We start from the raw sequence: 20836 nt of genomic DNA, 5'->3' as shown, positions 1-20836 counted from the left end.
TGGACATCGGCTGCCGCGGCGTTCTATCGCCGATCTGTTTCAAGCCGAGGTGCGGCTCGCCTGCTCGTTAAGTTTTACCGCGCCGGCAAGCACGGTCTGATTCCGCCCACCGGCCTTGGCTTCGAGAAGTGCGGCATCCGCCCGCGTCAGCAGCGTCGACACCGGCCCCTCGACGGGCGAGCCCGCGACGCCGATCGAAACCGACACCAGGCCGAGGATGCGGCCGCCGTGCGAAAGCGGCGTGGTGGCGATCTTTTGCCGCAGCCGTTCGGCAAGCTCGAAGGCGGCGGCCTCCGCCGTATCCGGCAGGAGTATCGTGAATTCCTCGCCGCCGAAGCGGTAACAGGTCCCCGCCTGGCCGACGGTATCGAACATCATCTGCGCGACATATTGCATCACCACGTCGCCGGCGTCGTGCCCGAACTCGTCGTTGAAGCGCTTGAAGCGGTCGATATCCATCATCAGGCAGGCGAGCGGCTGGCCCGCATGATCGCGCCCGTGGCGCGCAAGTGTCTCGTCGAGGCAGCGGCGGTTGAGAAGGCCGGTCAGCGCATCGCGCACGGCGAGGTTGGTCAGCCTGTCGCGAAGCTGCAGGTTGGCGACCGCAAGGCCGATATTCTCGGCGATCAGTTCGAGGTAGAGGCGCGAGCCTTCCGCCGCCATCTGATGGCCGGGACGCTCTTCGAAATAGAGAAGGCCGATCGAATCGCCCTGCGCCGTCAGGGGCACGCAGAGCCCGGCGACATCGCTTTCGCCGAGATGCTGACAGGGAATGTCGCCTTGGCCGTGATGGCTCAGGTGCGGTCGCCCGCGGCGCAATCCCCAGCAGGCGCTGGTCGGGAAGGACGCCCCCGAAAGCTGCGGGTCGAGCCAGGAGCCTATCTCGGTGAGCAGCGTTCGGCTGTCGTTCAGCACATAAAGCTGGCCGGCAAGGTTCGGAAAGATCTGCGGCGCGAAACGGGAGACGACATCCGCCAGCTCGCCCTGCGCCTGGCAGGCCTGCAGGCGGTGCATCATCTGCAGAATGAGATCCTTGGTCAGCTGGTCGGCCCGCCGTTCGGCATCGAGACGATCCCGCTCCAGCCCGTTTTCGCGGAAAATGTGGATGGCCTGGTTCATTTCGCCGATCTCGTCCCGCCGGCGGTCGAGGGGCACTTCCACCGCATAGTCCTGCCGGGCGAGCCGCGTGACGATACCGGTCATGCGGGTGAGCGGCATGGCGACGCGGCGCTTCAGCACGAAATAGAGGACGCCGAGGAAAAGTGCGGCAGTGATGGCAAGCATCGTCTTGGCGGCAAAACCCCACCAGTCGCTGCGCGACTGCGCGAACGCGACTGCGGTCCCGGTGCGCGCCTTCACCAGTTCGCGGAAGCGGGTGACGGTTTCCAGGAGCCCCGTCTGAAGGCGGTCATGCTCGGGGCCGAACAATGTCTCCTGCGCCCCGGCCCGGTCGCCGTTCTGGTAGGCAGCGACAGCCGCCTCTTCGAGCTGATCGAGAGCATCCGCATCCTGCCCTACCTCGACCAATGCGGCAAACTCGGCATCGGAGGCGCCGAGCGCCTTTATGCCCTTGATGGCCTGTTCAAGCCGCTGTTCCTCGGCCTCCTTGCGACGGAAAGCCTGAAGATGGCGGTCCTCGCCGCGCATCACGTAAAGCCGGGCTTCATCCGTGCGCTCTTCCGCGCCGAGTGCCAAACCTTCGGAAAGTTCGTCGAGGGAAAGGTGCTCCTCGACGGCGATCCGCTCCTGGTCGGCGCTCCTTGCAGACAGCAGGAAGGCAGTGCCCGACAGCACGGTCAGGACGACCGTGACGCCGTAGGCCCAATTGGTGATCTCGTTGATGCGCATGTCGGGAAAATAGTCCCGTCGTTTGAAAAGAGGATTAAGACTATCGCCCAAACTGCGATCACGCGCCGCCAAGTCCGCGGCATGGTAAATAAATTAGGATTCACTTAAATTCATGGTCCACCTGCGCGACGTCCGGATGCTCACAGGTGTCAAAATTTTCAACCGCTGAATTGCGTTTCTCTCGTAATTACGCAGGGACGAATTGCCATCCACTGACGTTCCTATTCGATAGTTTCGTGCGAGGTTGACCCCGCCCTTGACTCTAACGGCTAAACGGAACATAAAGGGAACACGATACGCCGACAGCGGACCGCCATCCACAGTTTACGCACAGGTTAGAACGCGCTTCGGCGCGAAGGAGAAATCATGTCAGCGGTTCAGAAGGACGCGGAAAAAGAGCAAGCCCGCACCGAGCTTGAAGAGGTGCTGGCTTTTCATGGCGGAGATGCCCTCGAATCCGTGAAGTCGCTCCTGGATGATTGTCGGAACCTTCGCGGCGAGCTTGCCATTGTCGAGCAGCTTGTGAGCCGTGGATATGTTCGCGGTTGGAAGCCGAAATATGAGTAAAAGCGTCATCTCGCAAACGACAACGAAGTCTACGCGGAAGAGCAACTTTCGGGCCTTGTCCATGGCGATTGGTGAGGCCTGTTGATTACTACGCTAGTACATAGGCCTCGATCGCAGCGGAGATAAATGCTTCCCGCGCAACCTCCACCGGAATTGCTCCGGTCGTCGCAACAAGACATTTGTGAAGCGCAATCTTGTGATGATCGCCGACCTCACGGGGCCACCGCTCGACCAAATAATCGAGGGCTTCAGATGGGCTCCGCACGGCTTCCGACGAACCAAATCCAATCCGGATCAGCACTGGCGCACGCCAGCTCGCACTTGTCGTAACTACTACGCTCATGGTTTTCTCCCCCTTCATTTGGGCCTAGCTAAGCCCGCACGCCGGCGGTTGTCATCATCCACTTGAGCGGTAGAGAAGGTATGAGTCGGCTGCGACATGACCCTTTAGGCGGCGCTCGGCTAGCTCGTTAGCATGACTTGCCGGAAGAACGAGCAGCACTAGTTTCGGTCGCGGCTTATCCAGGTTCACAGCTACGGCTGCCGAGCCCTTTTTCCGAGGCAATATGACTGCTTTTACTGCCCTATTACGGGCGATGATTGAAAACCTGCCCGAACAATCGGCTGGCGACCGGGCAGCTGTTTATCAGCGGGTGCGCGACAAACTGATCTATCAGTTGGAAAAGAGAGACCCGCCGTTATCAGAGGAGCAAATCCAGCGGCAGGTGATGAAGATGCGGGATGCCATCCTCCTGATCGAACAGGACTACGCCGATAGTTAGCGTCTATGTCGTCAACCTGTTTTCCTCAGGAGATAGGCAGGCCTTCCTACAAGCTGAACCAATCAACTCGAACATTGGAGAGTGCTGAGATTCCGCCTCCCGAAGGAACGTTCTACGATATGGGGTTTGCCGAGGGACCCTGTAAATCAAACAGGTCTTTCATGGCCGCTGCGACTTTCTCGATACGCTCGACCGGGCTCCGGCTCTCCAGTTCAACGGGCGCGACTTCCACGACGGTCGACAGCTTATAGGCCCGTGTGCCGCCGATTACAGTCGCGTATAACTTCCCGTTTTCAATCTTGATGCTATCTGCCAGAAACTCGTCATCACCCGTGACTGATACGAAAAACATTCGCCACTCCACACCATCCTCAATGACTTGAGTAAATACGGCGGAATCCCTCAGCTCAAATCGGGAAAACGACGTATATGCGGTGAGGTTTGGCTGCTTCTTTCGGTGGTGAAAGAACTCACGCGACGAACAGTCGTCAGACCGGGCATCTGTCGTTCGGGATCGTCTCCCAGCGAGATCAGCCGTTCGGATGCTGGAAACAGCCGGTAATGGTTGGACATATCTCGACCGATCAATTCTCACACCGGTGTCAAAATCGGTGTGAAAAGTTGCGCTCAAGAGCCGAAATAGGTGAAAGAGAAAGAGTGCGATCCACGGCAACCGGTGGATGTTTACGATCCTGGGTGCCTACAAACGTAGGTGGGCGCCGTGTGTCCAAGCCCACGGGCCTGGCCAGGGACAGCTCCCTTTGGATCGAGTATGGCCCCAGGGATTGTGGTTCCTGTCGTGAGGCGCAGATCGCGTCGCCAATATATGTGTGATTGCCGATCCGCACCAGTAGCGGAAAACCTTTATTATCGACTTTGGATCAGTTCACCTGGGCCGGCGCGCGGCCGTTGAGCTTGGCAGTCAGGCCATCGAGCCGCGAGGCAAGCTCGCCGAGCGCCGAGACCACCTGCTGCTCGTTGCGCTGCTGGTTTTCGAGCGCCCCGTCGCGATGGAACTTGAGCGACGCGACCTCGGTCTCGATGAGGCCGAGCTTGCGGGTCATCTCGGACAACTCGTCCATGATCATGATGCCGGCCATGACGGTGATGCGCAGGTCGCCGATCTCGCCGAACTGGCCCTTGAGGTGCCCGACGTAACGGTCGAATCGGTCGGCGAGTTCGGTCAGGTGGTCTTCCTGTCCCTCCTCGCAGGCCATGCGATAGGCCTTGCCGTCGATCATCACCGTTACCTGGGCCATGGCATTCCCTTTTGATCTTGGCGCATCAGCGATCGAGCACGGCGCGGATGGTTTCCATTGCCGTCACCAGGCGCCGCGAGACTTCCCGGTTCACTTCTTCCAGTCGATTGGCGCGGAATTGCGACTGGTCGAGCTCCTGCGCCAGGCGCGCCCGGTCGGCATGCACCCGGCGGACTTCGCCCTCCACATCCTGCGTTTCGCGCTGGCGCTCGATGCGCGCATCGACGGCGCTCTCGAGGCCACCAATCGCCGCCCTGAGTTCCGAGATCACCATGTCGAGCGTCTTTTCCGACGGCATGCGAAGCTTCCTGTCGATACGCGAAATCGGCCGAATCGCTGTGATCGGCCCCTCCAGCAAGGGCCGCAGACTATTCACCACCCGCAAGCCGGTCAATCAATCGAGGCCTCCCAAACGTGTCCAAGCTGTGGATCGTCAACTATGTTTCTACCCCTCGCCACAGGCTGCCCGGATGCTGCATAGAATTCAGGCAGGCTGCAGGAAAGTTCGTCATCCTCTCTTCGAGAGACCGTGCTTTTGTTGACTTGCGCGTTGCACCTGCTAAGGATCAGCCGCTCTTAGGTGGTCCCCGGGCCGCCCTTCAAGTGGTCCCGCGCGGACCGTGACCGACACCCGTAAAAAGCGGATTAGCCATGACCTCTCTCGACAAACATAACCGGATGGCGAACGCGATCCGATTCCTCGCCATGGATGCTGTAGAGAAGGCCAATTCCGGCCATCCCGGCCTGCCGATGGGCGCTGCCGACATCGCGACGGTTCTGTTTACCCGCTACCTGAAATTCGACCCGAAGAACCCGCTCTGGCCGGACCGCGACCGTTTCGTGCTGTCTGCCGGCCACGGTTCGATGCTGCTTTATTCGCTGCTGTTCCTCACCGGTTACGAGGACATGACGATCGAGGACATCAAGCAGTTCCGCCAGCTCGGTTCCAAGACCGCCGGCCATCCGGAATACGGCCATGCGTCGGGTATCGAGACCACCACCGGCCCGCTCGGCCAGGGCATTGCCAATGCCGTCGGCATGGCGATCGCCGAGCGCAAGCTGGAAGAAGAATTCGGCTCCGACCTGCAGAACCATTTCACCTATGCGCTCTGCGGCGACGGCTGCCTGATGGAAGGCATCAGCCAGGAAGCGATCGCGCTTGCCGGCCACCTGAAGCTCAACAAGCTCGTCCTCTTCTGGGACGACAACAAGATCACCATCGACGGCGCCGTCTCCCTGTCGGATTCGACCGACCAGATCATGCGCTTCAAGTCCGCCCACTGGAACACGATCGAAGTGGACGGCCATGACGTCGAGCAGATCTCGGCCGCGATCGAAGCCGCCCAGACGTCCGACCGCCCGACCTTCATCGCCTGCAAAACGATCATCGGCTTCGGCGCCCCGAACAAGCAGGGCACCCACAAGGTTCACGGCAATCCGCTCGGCGCCGAGGAAATCGCGGCCGCCCGCAAGAACCTGAACTGGGAAGCGGAAGCCTTCACCGTTCCGGCCGACGTTCTCGATGCCTGGCGCCTTGCCGGCCTGCGTTCGACCAAGACCCGCAAGGACTGGGAAGATCGCCTCGCCGCCACCGCTTCCGACAAGAAGGCCGAATTCGTGCGCCGTTTCGCCGGCGACCTGCCGGGCAATTTCGACAGCGCCATCGACGCCTTCAAGAAGAAGATCGCCGAGAACAACCCGACGGTCGCCACCCGCAAGGCCTCCGAGGACGCGCTCGAGGTCATCAACGGCCTGCTGCCGGAAACGATCGGCGGCTCGGCCGACCTGACGCCCTCGAACAACACCAAGACCAGCCAGATGAAGTCGATCACCCCGACCGATTTCTCCGGCCGCTACATGCATTGGGGCATCCGCGAACATGCGACCGCCGCCGCCATCAACGGCATCTCGCTGCATGGCGGCCTGATCCCCTATTCCGGCGGCTTCCTGATCTTCTCGGATTATTGCCGCCCGGCCGTGCGCCTCGCCGCCCTCATGGGCATCCGCGTCGTGCATGTCTGGACGCATGACTCGATCGGCGTCGGCGAAGACGGCCCGACCCACCAGCCGGTCGAGCATCTGGCGGCGCTGCGCGCCATCCCCAACCTGCTCCTCTTCCGCCCGGCCGACGAGACCGAGACGGCCGAGTGCTGGCAGCTGGCGCTGAAGGAAAAACACCGCCCGTCCGGCCTGGCGCTGACCCGCCAGAACCTGACGCCGGCCCGCAAGACCTATGAAGAGAAGAACCTCTGCGCCCAGGGCGCCTACGAACTCGTCTCCGCGGCCGACGCCAAGGTGACGATCTTCGCCTCCGGTTCGGAAGTCGAACTGGCGCTGAAGGCGCAGGCGACCCTGGACGGCAAGGGCATCGCGACCCGCGTCGTTTCCGTCCCCTGCGTCGAGCTCTTCTTCGACCAGCCGGAATCCTACCAGACCGCGGTCATCGGCAATTCGCCGGTCAAGATCGCCGTCGAAGCGGCTGTGCGCGAGGGCTGGGACCACTTCATCGGTCCGAAGGGCACCTTCATCGGCATGAAGTCCTTCGGCGCTTCGGGCCCTGCCAAGGATCTCTTCAAGCACTTCGGCATCACCGCGGAAGCGGTTGTTGCCGCAGCCGAAAAACAGCTCGCCTGAGCCAAAGACAGACAGTGAAAGGGGCGCATTCGGCGCGCCCCGCCAAGACAGACCGCACATTTTCGGGAGAATGACATGACTGTGAAAGTTGCCATCAACGGCTTTGGCCGCATCGGCCGTAACGTTCTGCGTGCTATCGTGGAATCCGGCCGCACCGATATCGAAGTCGTTGCCATCAACGACCTCGGCCCGGTCGAGACCAATGCCCACCTGCTCCGCTACGATTCCATCCACGGCAAGTTCCCGGCCGATGTGAAGGTCGAGGGCGACACGATCACCGTCGGCGGCGGCAAGCCGATCAAGGTGACCGCGATCAAGGACCCGGCGACCCTGCCGCATGGCGAACTCGGCGTCGATATCGCGCTCGAATGCACGGGCATCTTCACCGCCCGCGACAAGGCCGCCCTGCACCTGACCGCCGGCGCCAAGCGCGTCATCGTCTCGGCTCCGGCCGACGGTGCCGACCTCACCGTCGTCTTCGGCGTCAACCACGACCAGCTGACCCGGGAACACCTGGTCATCTCCAACGCGTCCTGCACCACCAACTGCCTGGTTCCGGTGGTCAAGGTTCTGGACGACGCGATCGGCATCGATCATGGCTTCATGACCACGATCCACTCCTACACGGGTGACCAGCCGACGCTCGACACCATGCACAAGGACCTGTACCGCGCCCGCGCTGCAGCGCTCTCGATGATCCCGACCTCGACGGGTGCCGCCAAGGCCGTCGGCCTAGTCCTGCCGCACCTCAAGGGCAAGCTCGACGGCACCTCGATCCGCGTGCCGACCCCGAACGTCTCGGTCGTCGACTTCAAGTTCGTCGCCAAGAAGACGACCACGGTTGCCAAAGTCAACGAAGCGATCAAGGCCGCTTCCAACGGCGCGCTCAAGGGCATCCTCGGTTACACCGAAGAGCCGCTCGTCAGCCGCGACTTCAACCACGACAGCCATTCGTCGATCTTCGCGATCGACCAGACCAAGGTGCTCGAAGGCAATTTCGTCCGCATCCTCTCCTGGTACGACAACGAATGGGGCTTCTCGAACCGCATGGCCGACACGGCCGTGGCGTTTTCGAAGCTGATCTAGTTAACTTAGGTCGCCCCTTGGGGCCGTAGCCGGAAAACCGCCCTCTCCTTATAACGGAGAGGGCTTTTTATCGCAGAAGATGTCACGGACAAGAAAACACGACTACATCTCAGTTTCGTGGAGAAGCTAACCCAAGCACATCACGGCTCAGATAAATCCCGTTGTGAACGAGCTAGAAATCAGGATTTAATTGTCTGGCATATAAAGAGTCATATCATCATTAATAGCTGAAATAGAGCCGTTTAATACGTATCTTTTCATTTCCTCCTCCACAATTCCTTGATGCTGTAATTGCGGATATTTTTCCGGAAATTGACTAGCAAACAACCATAACTTCCAGGCATCAAAACCGAAATTACCTTCCCAATCTGCGAAGTCAAAGTCGATATCATGGGTAGCAAATTCCACTTGGCATCCTTTGCCGTGGATTTGGTATCGTATGTTGCCGGGTAAAATACCGGTCTGTGGTAACTTTCCTTCTCGCCACGCCCTAACGATATCTTTTCTTCCGAAATGTTGATCAAAGAGGTCAATGCACATTTTGACCTCAGCAACATACTCATGCACCAGATGAAGAAAGTCACTCATCATCTACGACCCGGCCGGGATAAACTATTTCCTGTGAAACTGTTTGCCCCGCTGATTACTTCTTGTATGGATTTCCATCCCCCAGATCCCATAGGGAATTCACCGGGATTTACGGTTCTAACATCAACGGGTGTGCCAGTGCGATTCGCTGCGGCAGCTCTGTGATGTCCGTCAACAATAATGGTTCTACCATTATATTCAATCACATCAATCGGTTTACCCTTGTAACCATTCTCACGCATACTTTGAGATATAGCGTCAACGTTCCGACTCGACGCCCTTCCGCCAATGGAGTGAGAAGGAGACAAAGCGCTAGGATCAACACCAGTCCTTACACCTCCTCCAATAGGGCCAATAGTTCCGGGGTAGTGGATTTTTCCGCCGTCAATATCCACGGATAAGGGATTAGGTCCAAGTGTAACCGCATGCGGTGTCGTCGGGTCTTTGGAGTCGAGGAGGCCATCACCATCCTCATCACCGGGCTTCGAATTGCCTGACATTTGCGCCTGTTGGGATTTTTTGTCTTCTGTGCGCTCTCCAAATGTTTCACCTGCAGCATTGTCGAAATCTTTTGATGTCTGCGTTTCGGCTTCCTGGTTTCCACCGTCTCCCCCTGTCCCCTCACTGCCATAATCAGAAACGTCTGGATTTATAGAGTGGCCGTTAGGATCACTTTTGTTGACGGGATCGTTTTCCGAATAGGAGTATCGATTAGTCCCTACGCCAGGCGTAGTTGGGTCCCAGGTATCGGGCGAAATAAATCGCGCATTCGCCGCTGATCCGAATGAAACAGATAGCATGCCGCATAGGAGCAGCAGGCTCAAAAATCGAGCCATAAGCCCTATAAAAAAGGAATTCATAATAAGCCCCACACTCTTAAACGCGTAGCGAGGCGCGGCTGATTCGCCCCTCGCTTTCAACCTCTGGTTACTCGACTGAGTTGTCAATTCCAACCAACTCCTCTCCTTAATAAAAAACTCACTCCCCAATTTCCCCGCCCCTCCAACCCATGCCTATAATCTCCTCGCTCCCACCACCGGAGTGTTTCGCGAGACGTTCGCGGGCAGGCGGGGGCCGGCGCTTTCATCAGAACCGTAACGTGCGGGGATGGTGGAAGAGGTGAAAACCATGGGCTGGGGGCAACCCGAACCCTATCAAGCCTCCCCCTGGCCGCCGGGCCGGGTTCGGTTGAGCCGTGCAAGTGGCAAGGTTTCCCGAAAGGAGACCGCGAACGAAGCCACGCAGCGAGGCGAGGTGAGCACCTGTAGGGGAGGGACGCCCCGAAAAGACGCCGAAGGCCACGCGAATGCGGAGCCACTTAACTCAATCTATCGAGGTTCCGCATTCGTGTGGGCTCTCCGATCATCCAGCGTCCCCAAAAGTGGGCACCGGTTTTGGGACAGGACGCTGGGCAGAAAGTGAAAAGCCATCGGCACCAAGGCACGCGTCCGTCTTTTTTCCGCCCCTGCCCTTCTCTAGCGCGAAATCGTCGCCCGCAGCCTCCACCGTTTCGGCGCACGGATCGCGCTCAAAAGGACGAGGTTCGATGTGGTGTGGGAACGGTTCGAAAGAGCGACAGCTCTCGGCCGCAGCAGCGGGAACGCGAGGTCAGTTTGGAACGGTAAGATACGAACGCCAGCCCGCCACGGTTCACGCCCATGCAGCGCGACAGGTTGCTCAGAAAGGGAGCATTCAGATTAAGAGAGAACGGGGAATAGATAGATGAGCGTATTTTATCTATTCTATAAGTAATTCTTTGTCGAACCAAATATCTTCATATGATCCGTCTGTCAAAAATCTCCACCCAGGAGGCAAAGCCAAATATTTTATTACGAGAGGATTCCACATAGAAATATGAGAATAATGCAAAGGCTGGAAAAAACCATCGTCTTCCGGTGAGAAATCATCACCAGCCCAGATATACCACCCGCTTGTCCCGCGGCTTGGTAAGTGCCTCAGCCCATTTATTGGAAGAATATCTGTTTTAACGTTCAATGATACGCCTAATATACTATCCGCCTCTGGAGGCGAAAAGCCTATACCATGCGATTTACAAAACTCTCTTTGGATTTCATCCATCATCAATCGAGCCCAAAAACGCGTTTCATTTCCGTCGAAAAACCTCTTAGAAAGCCACCTTGCCTAGAAGAACATTCCGGGCATTGAGGCTGAACAGCATCGAGAGACTTCATATTCTTCTGATCGATTGCTCCAGTTCGATAGTATTCTTTGACTAAGGGTTCTTTATGATCTGCAATTTGACGTTTTGCGGTCGTGCCACAATCTACACACGGCTTCCCCTGTACAGATTCTCGTTGAGATTTTGAAGTAGCGTTGCTAGGCCTTTGGTACTTCTCACTTATATTAGGCTCTTGGATAGTGCGAGGTGCTGCGTTTGATGCCGGAGCGCTGCTCCTACCTCCGCCACCTGCACGACTTCCACTCCCTCCGCCGCCAAAAGGCCCCACCAAGTCGAACTTTTTAGAACCGGGCGGATCCGCCATAGTCGCCACTGGGGTAGACTCCCGTTCCTGTTCCTTTTTATCACGATCGTTTACGCGTGTGTCGGCTGCTTCCGTAACCGCCTTTGATTGCTCAGACTTTTCAGCGGCGCGGTCGTTTCCGTCTCCACCTGTTCCGTCGCTTCCATATTCGGAGACGTCGGGACTAACGGCATGTCCATTAGGATCACTTTTGTTGACCGGATCGTTTTCAGAGTAAGAGTATCGATTTGTCCCCACACCGGGCGCCGTCGGGTCCCAGGTATCCGGCGAAATAAATCGAGCATTTACTACTGACCCAAATGAAACAGATATCATGCTGCCTACAAGCAGCAGGCTCAAAAACCGAGCCACAAGCCGACTTAAAAAGGAATTCATTAAAAAGCCCCACACCCCTAAACGCGCGGCAACGCGCGACCGATTCGTCCCCAACACTCAACCTTCAGTTTTCTGGTCTGGCCGTCAAGAAGCGAGGATTTGCAATCCACGGTGGGCCGCGGGACTGCCGCAGTGGGAGGATGCGCGTCCTCGCGCGGGCGGCGATTTTCTCGAAACCAGATCGCATAACATTTAATTGTGGCACTAGGCGGATACGAATCCCCGTTGCGTGACGCCTAAAGACAAGGCCATTGCTATGCAAAATCAAAATTTATGCACACGCGGCCAGCCTTGCAATTTCAATACCTTGAGCTGCGCAAAATATGGCCGCTGTGGGTCAAAATGGGTCATTGGTGACAATCGCCATAGCGCGACGCACTGCCAGATTTTTTTCACCCCCAATTTCCCCACCCCTCCAACCCATGCCTACAATCCTCCTCGCTCCCACCACCGGAGTGTTTCGCGAGACGTTCGCGGGCAGGCGGGGGCCGGCGCTTTCATCAGAACCGTAACGTGCGGGGATGGTGGAAGAGGTGAAAACCATGGGCTGGGGGCAACCCGAACCCTATCAAGCCTCCCCCTGGCCGCCGGGCCGGGTTCGGTTGAGCCGTGCAAGTGGCAAGGTTTCCCGAAAGGAGACCGCGAACGAAGCCACGCAGCGAGGCGAGGTGATCACCTGTAGGGGAGGGACACCCCGAAAAGACGCCGAAGGCCACGCGAATGCGGAGCCACTTAACTCAATCTATCGAGGTTCCGCATTCGTGTGGGCTCTCCGATCATCCAGCGTCCCCAAAAGTGGGCACCGGTTTTAGGACAGGACGCTGGGTAGAAAGTGAAAAGCCATCGGCACCAAGGCACGCGTCCGTCTTTTTTCCGCCCCTGCCCTTCTCTTGCCGGAATTGTTCCCGCCTAATCGATCAGTCGATTCGCCTGGCCCCAGGCCGGGATCTGCCCCATTCTTGCATGGCCGTGTTGCGGCGTGGCACAGGTCCGGTTTCCGGGGCTGCGGGCGGGGACCATGTGAGGCGCGAGGTATGAGGAAGGGGACTTTATAGGTGGAGGCTTTTTATATCGTCCTGCTGGTCGGCACGGTCCTGGTGCTGGCGGCTGCCCTGTCGAGCCTCCTCGCCTTCCGCTTCGGTGCTCCCCTCCTCCTGATCTTCCTGTCGATCGGCCTGCTTGCCGGGGTCGACGGCCTCGGCATCCAGTTCGAGAACTTTTCCTTCACCTTCATGCTGGGCTCGCTGGCGCTGGCGATCGTGCTGTTCGATTCCGGCTTCATGACCCCCATCCACTCGTTTCGCATCGCCGCCGTTCCGGCGGTCACGCTCGCCTCGGTCGGCGTGCTCCTGACGGCCGGCATCTTCGCCTTCGCCGCGACGATCCTTCTCGGCTTCAGCTGGCTCGAAGGCCTGCTGCTCGGCTCGATCGTCGCCTCGACGGATGCGGCCGCCGTCTTCTTCCTGCTGCGCGTCAGCGGCATCAACATCCGCGACAAGGTGCGCTCGACGCTCGAGGTCGAGTCCGGCACCAACGACCCGATGGCGATCTTCCTGACGATAGCGCTCGCCGAACTTCTGGCGACCGGACAGGGTTTTTCCGGCCTCGACCTGCATTTCCTGCTGCTATTCGTCGAGGAAATGGGGCTCGGCGTCATTTTCGGCCTGTTCGGCGGCATGATGATCGTCTGGGTGCTGAACCGCTTCACCTCCGACCGCGGGCTGGCGCCGATCTTCGTGCTGACGCTCGCCCTGCTCGTCTTTTCCTTCACCGGCGCCATGGGCGGCAGCGGCTTCCTGGCGGTCTATGTGGCGGGCATCTATTCCGGCAACCGCAAGATGTTCGCCAAGCCGCAGATCGTCCGCTTCAACGAGGGGCTGACCTGGCTCGCCCAGATCATCATGTTCCTGGTGCTGGGCCTGCTCGCCACGCCGTCGCAGTTTCCGGCCATCCTCGTGCCGGCGATCGCGCTGGCGCTCTTCCTGATCTTCGTCGCCCGGCCGATTGCCGTGTGGCTGAGCCTGCTGCCCTATGATTTCACCCAGCAGGAGACCAGCTTCCTCGCCTGGGTCGGCCTGCGCGGCGCCGTCTCCATCCTGCTGGCGATCATGCCGGTCTTAAGCGGCGTCGAGAACGGCCAGCTGTTTTTCAACGTTACCTTCATCATCGTGCTGGTCTCGCTTCTCGTCCAGGGCTGGACGATCAAGCCGGTGGCCCACAAGCTCGGGCTCATCATTCCGCCGCGCATCGGCGCCGTCGACAAGGTCGAGCTCGACCTGCCGGGCACCGCCCATCACGAGCTGATCTCCTACCGCGTCATGAAGGGCAGCCCGATCCTGCAGGGCGAGCGCATTCCCCGCTGGGCCATGCCGTCGCTGGTCATCCGCGACGGCCGCAGCATGCGGTATCAATATGCCGGGCGGCTGAAGGAGAACGACCAGGTCTACCTGTTCATCTCGCCCGCCTATTCGAAACTGCTCGACCGCATCTTCGCAAGCCAGGTGCCGGTCGACGAGGACGATGCGGAATTTTTCGGCGCGTTTGCGATCTCGCCGACCAGGCCCGCCAAGGAACTCGATGCGGCCTACGGCCCCGGCCTGCTCACCGCCAACGAGCAGAACATGACCGTCGGCGACCTGGTGACCTCACGGCTCGGCGGCCGCGCGGATTACGCCGACCGCATCCGCTTCGGCTCGATCATCCTGATCGTGCGGGAACTCGACGAGCACGAACATGTCCGCAGCATCGGCATCTCGCTGGAACCCGTGGAGCCGGCGACCAATCTGCCGATCTTCATCAACATGCGCGAGATCGCCCATCGCATCCGCGATCTGGTCCGCAAATATCGCGGCAAGCACGTCCCCGTAAAACCGGGCGCCGTGCCGCCCGAAGGTCCGGCATAGGCGCGTGTTCAATCAGCCGGAGCGCCAGGTGTTCTTGCCCGCGGCCTTTGCCCGGTAGAGCGCCGCATCCGCACGGGCGAGCGATTGCCGGAGATCGACGGGCCATGTCCGGAACCAGGTCGTGCCGATGCTGCAGCCGGCTTCCAGCGCCTGCCCGTTCACCAGGATCGAGGCGCAGAGCGACGCCCTGATCCGCTCCGCCACCGTACGGTTCAACGCCTCGTCGGACTTGACCAGAACGACGACGAACTCGTCGCCGCCGAGACGGACGATCAGGTCGCCCTCGCGGACCGCCGCTCGCAACCTGCGCGCCACTTCGACCAGCACCTGGTCGCCCGCATCGTGCCCCAGCCGGTCGTTGACCTGCTTGAAACCGTCGAGATCGAGTGCCAGGATGCCGCAGCTGCTGTCCTGCCCCTCCTGCCGGAACCTCTTCTCGAAGCCGCGGCGGTTGAGCAGGCCGGTCAGGCTGTCGGTATCGGCCTCGTCCTGCGTCCGCCGCAGCTGGTCGCGCTCCTTGGTGATGTCGACCGCCATGCCGACGATCTTCAGGGGCTCGCCGTCGCTGCCCCGCACCAGCTTGCGGTCGCAGCGCAGCCAGCGCTCGCCGGCGGCCGTCATCAGGCGGTATTCGCTCCGATTGCGGTCGACCCTGCCTTCGACCAGCGGGCGGATATCGGCGTTTCCCATATCCTCGGGATTGATCCTCGACACATAGGCAGCCAGATCGAGCGGATCGCTCGGTTCGCCCATGATGAAATGCGCCAGCCGCTCGGACGTCTGGAAATATCCGCTGCCCACATCCATGTGCCAGAAACCGCCGCTCACCAGTTCCATGGCGAGCGAAAGCTGCGTATTGGTCTCGGTCAGCCGCCGCTGCGCCTGGCGGCTCTGGGTAATGTCCTCGATCTGCGAGATGAAGCGGACGATTTCGCCGGCCGCGTTGCGCATCGCCGTCACCGTCAGCGTCGTCTCGACGATGCCGCCCTCCGCCTGCAGATAACGCTTGTCGATCTTGTAGCCGTCGCGGCTTCCCGCCAGCACCTGGTTGAAAAGACAGAGATCCGCGTCGATATCGTCCGGATGGGTGATCTCGCCGAAGCTCATGCCGACGAGTTCCTCCGGGGACCGCATCAGCATGCTGCTGAAATTGGCATTGACGCGGATCAGGACGCCATCGGTATCAACCAGCGCCATGCCGATCGGCGAATTGGAAAACGCATCGTCGAACAGCGCCTCGCTTTCGGCGACCCGCTGATTGATGTCGAGCCGCGCAGTGAGATCGATCACCAGCGCGACGATGCCGGCGACCTTTCCGCTGCTATCGAAATCCGGGACATATTCCACCTGCACCCGCCGCTTTTCGTCGCGGGTGATCATGTCGTATTCGAAAGCGACGGCCTTGCCCTCAAGCGCCTCGGTCACCCATCGGCGCACGGCGATGAAATTCGCGCTACCGACGACCTCGCGGCAGTGCCGGCCGATGATCGACTGCCTGTCGGTGCCCCGCCAGTCGGCATATTTCTGGTTGGCGTAGCGGAAACGCAGCCCGCTGTCGAAATAGGCGATCATCCCCGGCATCAGGTCGAGAAGGCGCGCCTTGTCGAGCAGGCCGTCATCGACGGTCTGCCGGACTCCGCTGGCGTGCCCAGGACCGGGCCTCGATTGTTCTGCCATTCCCCGCCTCTTTAGATCACCGCGGTAGAAGATCGGTCGCTTTATTAGCAGGAGTCCAAATAGAATCCGTTAACGCGCTGCATTGTCACAATAAAATGAGCGTACAGCGTATCCGCGACTCGGTAGTCTAAAGACCAATTCTGAGATGCATACCGAAGTCCGGCCTTGGACGGAATAGGGGTGGCTGCAACCAATCGTCTTGCGTCGCCGGTCAGGCATAGTATGGTCCGCTGCACATTTCCCAAGTAAATGGATTAGCATCATGCCGGCCTTCAAAACCCTTGACGACCTCACCGATATCGCAGCCAAGCGCGTCCTCGTGCGCGTCGATCTCAACGTTCCCGTCGCCGACGGCAAGGTCACCGATGCGACCCGCATCGAGCGCGTCGCGCCCACCATTCTGGAACTGTCGAAGAAGGGCGCCAAGGTTATCCTGCTCGCCCATTTCGGCCGTCCGAAGGGTGAACCGGTCGCCGACATGTCGCTGTCGCTGATCGTCTCGGCGGTCAACCAGGTGCTCGGCCAGAAGATCCTATTCGCCTCCGACTGCATCGGTCCCGAAGCCGAACAGGCGATCGCCGGCATGAAGAACGGCGATATCCTGCTTCTCGAAAACACCCGCTTCCACAAGGGCGAGGAAAAGAACGATCCGGGCTTCACTGAGGCGCTCGCCAAAAACGGCGATATCTTCGTCAACGACGCCTTCTCGGCCGCCCACCGCGCCCATGCCTCGACGGAAGGCCTGGCGCATCACCTGCCCGCCTATGCCGGCCGCACCATGCAGGAAGAGCTCGAAGCGCTCGAAAAGGGCCTCGGCAATCCCGCCCGCCCGGTCGTTGCGATCGTCGGCGGCGCCAAGGTCTCCACCAAGATCGACCTGCTGCAGAACCTCGTCAAGAAGGTCGATGCGCTGGTGATCGGCGGCGGCATGGCCAATACCTTCATCGCGGCACAGGGTATCGACGTCGGCAAGTCGCTCTGCGAGCATGACCTTGCCGAAACCGCACGCAAGATCATGGCCGAAGCGGCAGCGTCCAATTGCGCCATCGTGCTGCCGGTCGACGGCGTCATCGCGCGCGAATTCAAGGCCGGGGCCGCCAACGAAGTGGTCGATATCGACAAGATCCCGGCCGACGCCATGGTCCTCGACGTCGGCCCGAAGTCGGTCGCTTCCGTCAACGACTGGATCTCCAAGGCTTCGACGCTGGTCTGGAACGGCCCGCTCGGCGCCTTCGAAATCGAACCCTTCGACAAGGCGACGGTGTCTGCCGCACAGCATGCCGCAGCCCAGACGAAAGCCGGCAAGCTCACCTCCGTCGCCGGCGGCGGCGATACGGTCGCCGCCCTCAACCATGCGGGCGTTGCAGACGACTTCTCCTACGTCTCGACCGCCGGTGGGGCATTCCTGGAGTGGATGGAAGGCAAGGACCTGCCGGGCGTTTCGGTGCTGTCGAAGTCGGCCTGATCGTTGTATACTTGCCACGAAGCGCGCCTATATAGAGCGGCGCGCTTCGTTATGAACTGCCTTTAAAAAATTTAGATATTTTAAACGATTGAAACGAATTCAATCGTTTCAATAACTTAAGCATGCATTTCCCTTTAAAAAAACTTCTGTTATCCGCGGATGATAGCTTGGATATGCGCGCGTTTCGCGCCAACTTTAGGGACAGGAGTTTAGTATGGTGGACGCCAAGATGTTGAACAAGATGAGCTCTGCGCCCGGATTCATTGCGGCGCTGGATCAGAGCGGTGGTTCAACACCTGGAGCGTTGCGTCTGTATGGCGTGTCCGACACCGACTATCAGGGTGACGAGGAGATGTACCGCCTGGTGCATGCCATGCGCGTCCGTATCATGAGCGCGCCCGCCTTTACCGGCGACAAGGTTATCGGCGCCATCCTTTTCGAGCGGACCATGGACGGCGACGTCGAGGGTCAGGCTGTCCCCTCCTATCTCTGGGAAAAGCGCGGCGTCGTGCCCTTTCTCAAAGTCGACAAGGGCCTGAATGCCGAGGAAAACGGCGTTCAAACGATGAAGCCGATGCCCGAGCTGGATACTCTTCTGATCCGCGGCCGCGAAAAAGGGATATTCGGGACCAAGATGCGGTCGGTGATCGGCCATGCCGACAAGGCCGGCATCGCTGCCGTCGTAAAGCAGCAGTTCGAGGTGGCGCGCCAGATCATCGGCCAGGGTCTCATGCCGATCATCGAGCCTGAAGTCTCCATCAAGAGCCCGACAAAGGAACAGGCTGAAGCCATTTTGCGCGACGAGATCGCGCAGCAGCTCGACAAGCTTCCCGCAGGCGAGACGGTCATGCTCAAATTGACGATCCCGACGGTCGCCGATTTCTACGCTCCTCTGGTCGCCCACAAATCGGTCATCCGCGTCGTCGCCCTTTCCGGCGGCTACAGCACCGCGGACGCCTGCGAAAAGCTCAGCCATAACCACGGCATGATCGCGAGTTTCTCGCGCGCGCTGGCGGAAAACCTGCGCGTCACGATGAGCGACGTAGACTTCGACGCGAGCTTGGCCAAAACGATCGATCAGATCTACGCCGCAAGCGTCAATAAGTCCTGACGCGGACCTGATGATCGGTTGTGGAGCACATCGCCAATCTCGGGCGACATGCTACGGCCATTGAACACGCTCTCCGCCAAGGGAAGCTGGAAGAAGGATCTCGAAAAGGCCGCCTGAGGAGCGCCTTTTCAAGGAGGAGGAAGAAGGCCGCCCCGGCAACGGAGCGGCCTTTCTGTTTTGCCGCACTCTCGAAATGCAGGTGAACCGAATGGCCGAAAAGGCGTTCATTTCGTGAATGGAGGTTGCCCATGACGGAAATGGAAGCCAGGGTCCGCAGACTCTTCGATGAATACGGCCGGACCAGCAATGACGCCCTGAAGGACGCAGCGTCGGTCGATGTTGCCGGTGTCGCAGCATTCTTCGCCGCCTATTTCGTCGGTTCGACACCGCAGGCGGTCTTCGGCGGAGCCAATGACGCTACGTTCCGCGAAGTGATCCCACAGGGCTTCGCTCGATATCGCGAGGTCGGCGGCAAGCGGATGGACATTACCGGCGTGAGGATCACCTGCCTCAACGATCTTCACGCGCTTGCCGAAATCGGCTGGGATTTTTCCTACGTCAACAAGGCAGGCGAAGCCGGCAATGTGCGGTTCACCAACTTCTATCTGGTCACGATCGCCGATGGCGACCCGAGAATTTTCGCCTACATCACCGGCGACGAGGAGAAGGCGATGCGGGACCACGGCCTTATCTGAGCCGACGACGCGGATCGCTTTCTTTTCGGTGATGATCGCGATCAAAAACATTGGCTGGTCATGGCGGTTGATGCGGTTTTAAATCCGGCATCGCTTCCGGAGAGTTTCGCCATGCCGACCGCCGATTTCGTCACCGTCGATGTCTTCACGACCGAACGTTTCGCCGGCAACCCACTCGCCGTGGTGCCGGATGCGAGGGGGCTCACCGACCGGCAGATGCAACAGATCGCCATCGAATTCGGTTACGCCGAGAGCACCTTCGTCCTGCCGCCGGAAAACCCGGACAACAGCGCCCGGGTGCGCATCTTCACACCGACGATGGAAATCCCCTTTGCCGGCCACCCCAATGTCGGCACCGCCTATGTGCTCGGCCAGCGGGCCGACCTGTTCGGCAAGCCGGTCACCGACACGCTCCGTTTCGAGGAGATCGCCGGTCTGGTGGAGATCAGGCTGCTGCGGGAGGCAACCGGTGTGATCGGCGCCACGATCCGCGCGCCGCGTCCGCTGGAAATTGGCGCCGAGATCGAGCCCGCACTGATCGCCGGTTGCGTTTCGATCGACACGAAACACATCCGAACCACCGCCCATAACCCGGTCTTCGCCTCCGTCGGCCTCGCCTTCGTGATCGCCGAACTCGACGGTCTTGACGCGCTTGCCGCCGCCCGGCCGAACATCACGATCTTCCACGAGGCAGCCGCAAGACACGCGGGCGCCGGCCTGGACTTTCCTGTCTTCCTTTATGTCCGCAGCCCGGAAAATCCGTTCGCCATCCGCGCCCGCATGTTCGCGCCGCTCGACAATGTCATGGAAGACCCGGCCACCGGCAGCGCGTCCGCCGCCCTCTCCGCTTTCCTGGTGACGCGGGCACCGCAGATGGATGCCAGAGTCCATGTGACGATCGAACAGGGCGTCGAGATGGGCCGCCGCAGCATCATCGAGCTTGATGTGGTCAAGACGGCCGGCACCGTCACCGACGTCACCATCACGGGCCGCTGCGTGCCCGTGATGCGCGGCTCCCTCGACGTCTAGAGAGTTGTGAATTCGCGCAGGATCAGCGCAGCACTCCAGACCGCGAAGGCGACGACCGCGAGCTTCCAGAAATCACCCCGACGCCTCAAGCCCGGAAGATTGAGCGGCTTGATGATCTGCGCCAGCATGGCGAGGATCAGAAGGACCGCGATTGTCTTTGTCATCTAAGCCTTGCCGATCTCGTCCGCCACAGGCTGGACATTTTTGCGCTCCACCACAGATAGATGTGGAGGGGATTCGGAGAATAGCTAATCCGCTTCGCTTTCGTTAACGCCCGGTTCACCCGCATGCAACAATGCTTGTGTGAAGCCGT

At 59.8% G+C, this 20836-nt stretch carries 20 protein-coding genes and 1 other RNA gene; 9 read left to right on the top strand and 12 right to left on the bottom strand.

Translation table 11 applies throughout. From position 1 onward, the window contains the following. Positions 1-39: 39 nt before the first annotated feature. Positions 40-1848 carry a diguanylate cyclase gene (locus PMI07_RS21115; RefSeq protein WP_007751937.1) on the bottom strand — a complete coding sequence of 603 codons (1809 nt, stop codon included), beginning with the start codon at positions 1846-1848 and terminating at the stop codon, positions 40-42. 366 nt (positions 1849-2214) lie between these two features. On the opposite strand from PMI07_RS21115, the gene PMI07_RS34410 reads away from it, so the two are divergent. Then, a complete protein-coding gene (locus PMI07_RS34410; RefSeq protein WP_007751939.1) occupies positions 2215-2415 on the top strand; it encodes a hypothetical protein in 201 nt (66 codons plus the stop codon). An 88-nt stretch (positions 2416-2503) separates the two neighbouring features. Here PMI07_RS34410 and PMI07_RS21105 read toward each other — a convergent pair whose 3' ends face one another. Next, positions 2504-2758 carry a DUF982 domain-containing protein gene (locus PMI07_RS21105; protein WP_007751945.1) on the bottom strand — a complete coding sequence of 85 codons (255 nt, stop codon included), beginning with the start codon at positions 2756-2758 and terminating at the stop codon, positions 2504-2506. A gap of 223 nt (positions 2759-2981) precedes the next feature. On the opposite strand from PMI07_RS21105, the gene PMI07_RS21100 reads away from it, so the two are divergent. Next, a complete protein-coding gene (locus PMI07_RS21100; RefSeq protein ID WP_007751947.1) occupies positions 2982-3197 on the top strand; it encodes a hypothetical protein in 216 nt (71 codons plus the stop codon). Between the two features lie 112 nt (positions 3198-3309). On the opposite strand, the gene PMI07_RS21095 is transcribed toward PMI07_RS21100, so the two are convergent. From PMI07_RS21095 to PMI07_RS21085, 4 genes are all read right to left on the bottom strand, one after another. Beyond that, on the bottom strand, positions 3310-3549 hold the full coding sequence (locus tag PMI07_RS21095; protein ID WP_007751949.1) for a hypothetical protein: 240 nt from the start codon (positions 3547-3549) through the stop codon (positions 3310-3312). A 305-nt stretch (positions 3550-3854) separates the two neighbouring features. Further along, positions 3855-4013: non-coding RNA, 6S RNA (gene ssrS / locus PMI07_RS34405), on the bottom strand. 65 nt (positions 4014-4078) lie between these two features. Next, positions 4079-4456, bottom strand: coding sequence for a cell division protein ZapA (locus PMI07_RS21090; protein ID WP_007751953.1), 378 nt, complete (start codon positions 4454-4456; stop codon positions 4079-4081). Positions 4457-4481: 25 nt separating this feature from the next. Beyond that, positions 4482-4754: a DUF4164 domain-containing protein gene (locus tag PMI07_RS21085; RefSeq protein WP_007751956.1), complete on the bottom strand. Its 273-nt coding sequence runs from the start codon at positions 4752-4754 to the stop codon at positions 4482-4484. 353 nt (positions 4755-5107) lie between these two features. Between PMI07_RS21085 and tkt the strand changes: the two genes are divergently transcribed. Together tkt and gap are read left to right on the top strand one after the other, a co-directional pair. Then, positions 5108-7090 (top strand): transketolase, encoded by a 1983-nt coding sequence (gene tkt / locus PMI07_RS21080; protein ID WP_007751959.1) that lies wholly within the window; start codon positions 5108-5110, stop codon positions 7088-7090. 75 nt (positions 7091-7165) lie between these two features. Continuing rightward, on the top strand, positions 7166-8176 hold the full coding sequence (gene gap / locus PMI07_RS21075; RefSeq protein ID WP_007751961.1) for a type I glyceraldehyde-3-phosphate dehydrogenase: 1011 nt from the start codon (positions 7166-7168) through the stop codon (positions 8174-8176). A 186-nt stretch (positions 8177-8362) separates the two neighbouring features. Here the strand turns inward: gap and PMI07_RS21070 are convergent, their stop codons facing one another. The 4 genes from PMI07_RS21070 to PMI07_RS35400 form a co-directional block, all read right to left on the bottom strand. After that, positions 8363-8764, bottom strand: coding sequence for a hypothetical protein (locus PMI07_RS21070; RefSeq protein ID WP_155956593.1), 402 nt, complete (start codon positions 8762-8764; stop codon positions 8363-8365). Next, positions 8764-9624 (bottom strand): ParB N-terminal domain-containing protein, encoded by an 861-nt coding sequence (locus PMI07_RS34400; RefSeq protein ID WP_155956592.1) that lies wholly within the window; start codon positions 9622-9624, stop codon positions 8764-8766. The genes PMI07_RS21070 and PMI07_RS34400 overlap by 1 nt, the downstream gene beginning before the upstream one ends. 877 nt (positions 9625-10501) lie before the next feature. Further along, positions 10502-10846 carry a hypothetical protein gene (locus PMI07_RS34395; RefSeq protein WP_081760884.1) on the bottom strand — a complete coding sequence of 115 codons (345 nt, stop codon included), beginning with the start codon at positions 10844-10846 and terminating at the stop codon, positions 10502-10504. Beyond that, positions 10846-11643: a hypothetical protein gene (locus PMI07_RS35400; protein ID WP_197032548.1), complete on the bottom strand. Its 798-nt coding sequence runs from the start codon at positions 11641-11643 to the stop codon at positions 10846-10848. Before PMI07_RS35400 ends, PMI07_RS34395 begins: the two co-directional genes overlap by 1 nt. Before the next feature lie 1055 nt (positions 11644-12698). On the opposite strand from PMI07_RS35400, the gene PMI07_RS21065 reads away from it, so the two are divergent. Further along, positions 12699-14546 carry a potassium/proton antiporter gene (locus tag PMI07_RS21065; protein WP_007774424.1) on the top strand — a complete coding sequence of 616 codons (1848 nt, stop codon included), beginning with the start codon at positions 12699-12701 and terminating at the stop codon, positions 14544-14546. A gap of 12 nt (positions 14547-14558) precedes the next feature. On the opposite strand, the gene PMI07_RS21060 is transcribed toward PMI07_RS21065, so the two are convergent. Then, the gene (locus PMI07_RS21060; RefSeq protein WP_007774422.1) at positions 14559-16223 is read right to left on the bottom strand and encodes a GGDEF and EAL domain-containing protein; all 1665 of its coding nucleotides are present in this window, start codon (positions 16221-16223) and stop codon (positions 14559-14561) included. Between the two features lie 262 nt (positions 16224-16485). Between PMI07_RS21060 and PMI07_RS21055 the strand changes: the two genes are divergently transcribed. From PMI07_RS21055 to PMI07_RS21040, 4 genes are all read left to right on the top strand, one after another. Next, on the top strand, positions 16486-17688 hold the full coding sequence (locus tag PMI07_RS21055) for a phosphoglycerate kinase (RefSeq protein ID WP_007774420.1): 1203 nt from the start codon (positions 16486-16488) through the stop codon (positions 17686-17688). Between the two features lie 214 nt (positions 17689-17902). Further along, positions 17903-18799, top strand: a complete 897-nt coding sequence (locus tag PMI07_RS21050) for a fructose bisphosphate aldolase (protein WP_007774418.1) — start codon at positions 17903-17905, stop codon at positions 18797-18799. Between the two features lie 248 nt (positions 18800-19047). Further along, positions 19048-19494, top strand: a complete 447-nt coding sequence (locus tag PMI07_RS21045) for a hypothetical protein (protein WP_007774406.1) — start codon at positions 19048-19050, stop codon at positions 19492-19494. Between the two features lie 111 nt (positions 19495-19605). Continuing rightward, positions 19606-20523: a PhzF family phenazine biosynthesis protein gene (locus PMI07_RS21040; protein WP_007774404.1), complete on the top strand. Its 918-nt coding sequence runs from the start codon at positions 19606-19608 to the stop codon at positions 20521-20523. Here PMI07_RS21040 and PMI07_RS35395 read toward each other — a convergent pair. Then, positions 20520-20687 (bottom strand): hypothetical protein, encoded by a 168-nt coding sequence (locus PMI07_RS35395; protein ID WP_007774402.1) that lies wholly within the window; start codon positions 20685-20687, stop codon positions 20520-20522. The two genes, PMI07_RS21040 and PMI07_RS35395, sit on opposite strands and share 4 nt — an antisense overlap. Positions 20688-20836 lie beyond the last annotated feature (149 nt).

It is taken from the genome of Rhizobium sp. CF080 (assembly GCF_000282095.2).
In the GTDB taxonomy this organism is placed as follows: Bacteria; Pseudomonadota; Alphaproteobacteria; order Rhizobiales; family Rhizobiaceae; genus Neorhizobium.
Note: the sequence above shows the minus strand (reverse complement) of the source record. Positions and strands in the feature narration are given on the sequence as shown.

Bases quoted from the DNA above. Each gene is read 5' to 3' on its own strand.
- tkt (WP_007751959.1), top strand. From the start codon at position 5,108: ATGACCTCTCTCGACAAACATAACCGGATGGCGAACGCGATCCGATTC.
- PMI07_RS21090 (WP_007751953.1), bottom strand. From the start codon at position 4,456: ATGGCCCAGGTAACGGTGATGATCGACGGCAAGGCCTATCGCATGGCC.
- PMI07_RS21115 (WP_007751937.1), bottom strand. From the start codon at position 1,848: ATGCGCATCAACGAGATCACCAATTGGGCCTACGGCGTCACGGTCGTC.
- PMI07_RS21105 (WP_007751945.1), bottom strand. From the start codon at position 2,758: ATGAGCGTAGTAGTTACGACAAGTGCGAGCTGGCGTGCGCCAGTGCTG.
- gap (WP_007751961.1), top strand. From the start codon at position 7,166: ATGACTGTGAAAGTTGCCATCAACGGCTTTGGCCGCATCGGCCGTAAC.
- PMI07_RS21050 (WP_007774418.1), top strand. From the start codon at position 17,903: ATGGTGGACGCCAAGATGTTGAACAAGATGAGCTCTGCGCCCGGATTC.
- PMI07_RS21100 (WP_007751947.1), top strand. From the start codon at position 2,982: ATGACTGCTTTTACTGCCCTATTACGGGCGATGATTGAAAACCTGCCC.
- PMI07_RS21040 (WP_007774404.1), top strand. From the start codon at position 19,606: ATGCCGACCGCCGATTTCGTCACCGTCGATGTCTTCACGACCGAACGT.
- PMI07_RS21095 (WP_007751949.1), bottom strand. From the start codon at position 3,549: ATGTTTTTCGTATCAGTCACGGGTGATGACGAGTTTCTGGCAGATAGC.
- PMI07_RS35400 (WP_197032548.1), bottom strand. From the start codon at position 11,643: ATGAATTCCTTTTTAAGTCGGCTTGTGGCTCGGTTTTTGAGCCTGCTG.
- PMI07_RS21060 (WP_007774422.1), bottom strand. From the start codon at position 16,223: ATGGCAGAACAATCGAGGCCCGGTCCTGGGCACGCCAGCGGAGTCCGG.
- PMI07_RS21070 (WP_155956593.1), bottom strand. From the start codon at position 8,764: ATGAGTGACTTTCTTCATCTGGTGCATGAGTATGTTGCTGAGGTCAAA.
- PMI07_RS21085 (WP_007751956.1), bottom strand. From the start codon at position 4,754: ATGCCGTCGGAAAAGACGCTCGACATGGTGATCTCGGAACTCAGGGCG.
- PMI07_RS34400 (WP_155956592.1), bottom strand. From the start codon at position 9,624: ATGAATTCCTTTTTTATAGGGCTTATGGCTCGATTTTTGAGCCTGCTG.
- PMI07_RS34395 (WP_081760884.1), bottom strand. From the start codon at position 10,846: ATGATGGATGAAATCCAAAGAGAGTTTTGTAAATCGCATGGTATAGGC.
- PMI07_RS21045 (WP_007774406.1), top strand. From the start codon at position 19,048: ATGACGGAAATGGAAGCCAGGGTCCGCAGACTCTTCGATGAATACGGC.
- PMI07_RS34410 (WP_007751939.1), top strand. From the start codon at position 2,215: ATGTCAGCGGTTCAGAAGGACGCGGAAAAAGAGCAAGCCCGCACCGAG.
- PMI07_RS21055 (WP_007774420.1), top strand. From the start codon at position 16,486: ATGCCGGCCTTCAAAACCCTTGACGACCTCACCGATATCGCAGCCAAG.
- PMI07_RS35395 (WP_007774402.1), bottom strand. From the start codon at position 20,687: ATGACAAAGACAATCGCGGTCCTTCTGATCCTCGCCATGCTGGCGCAG.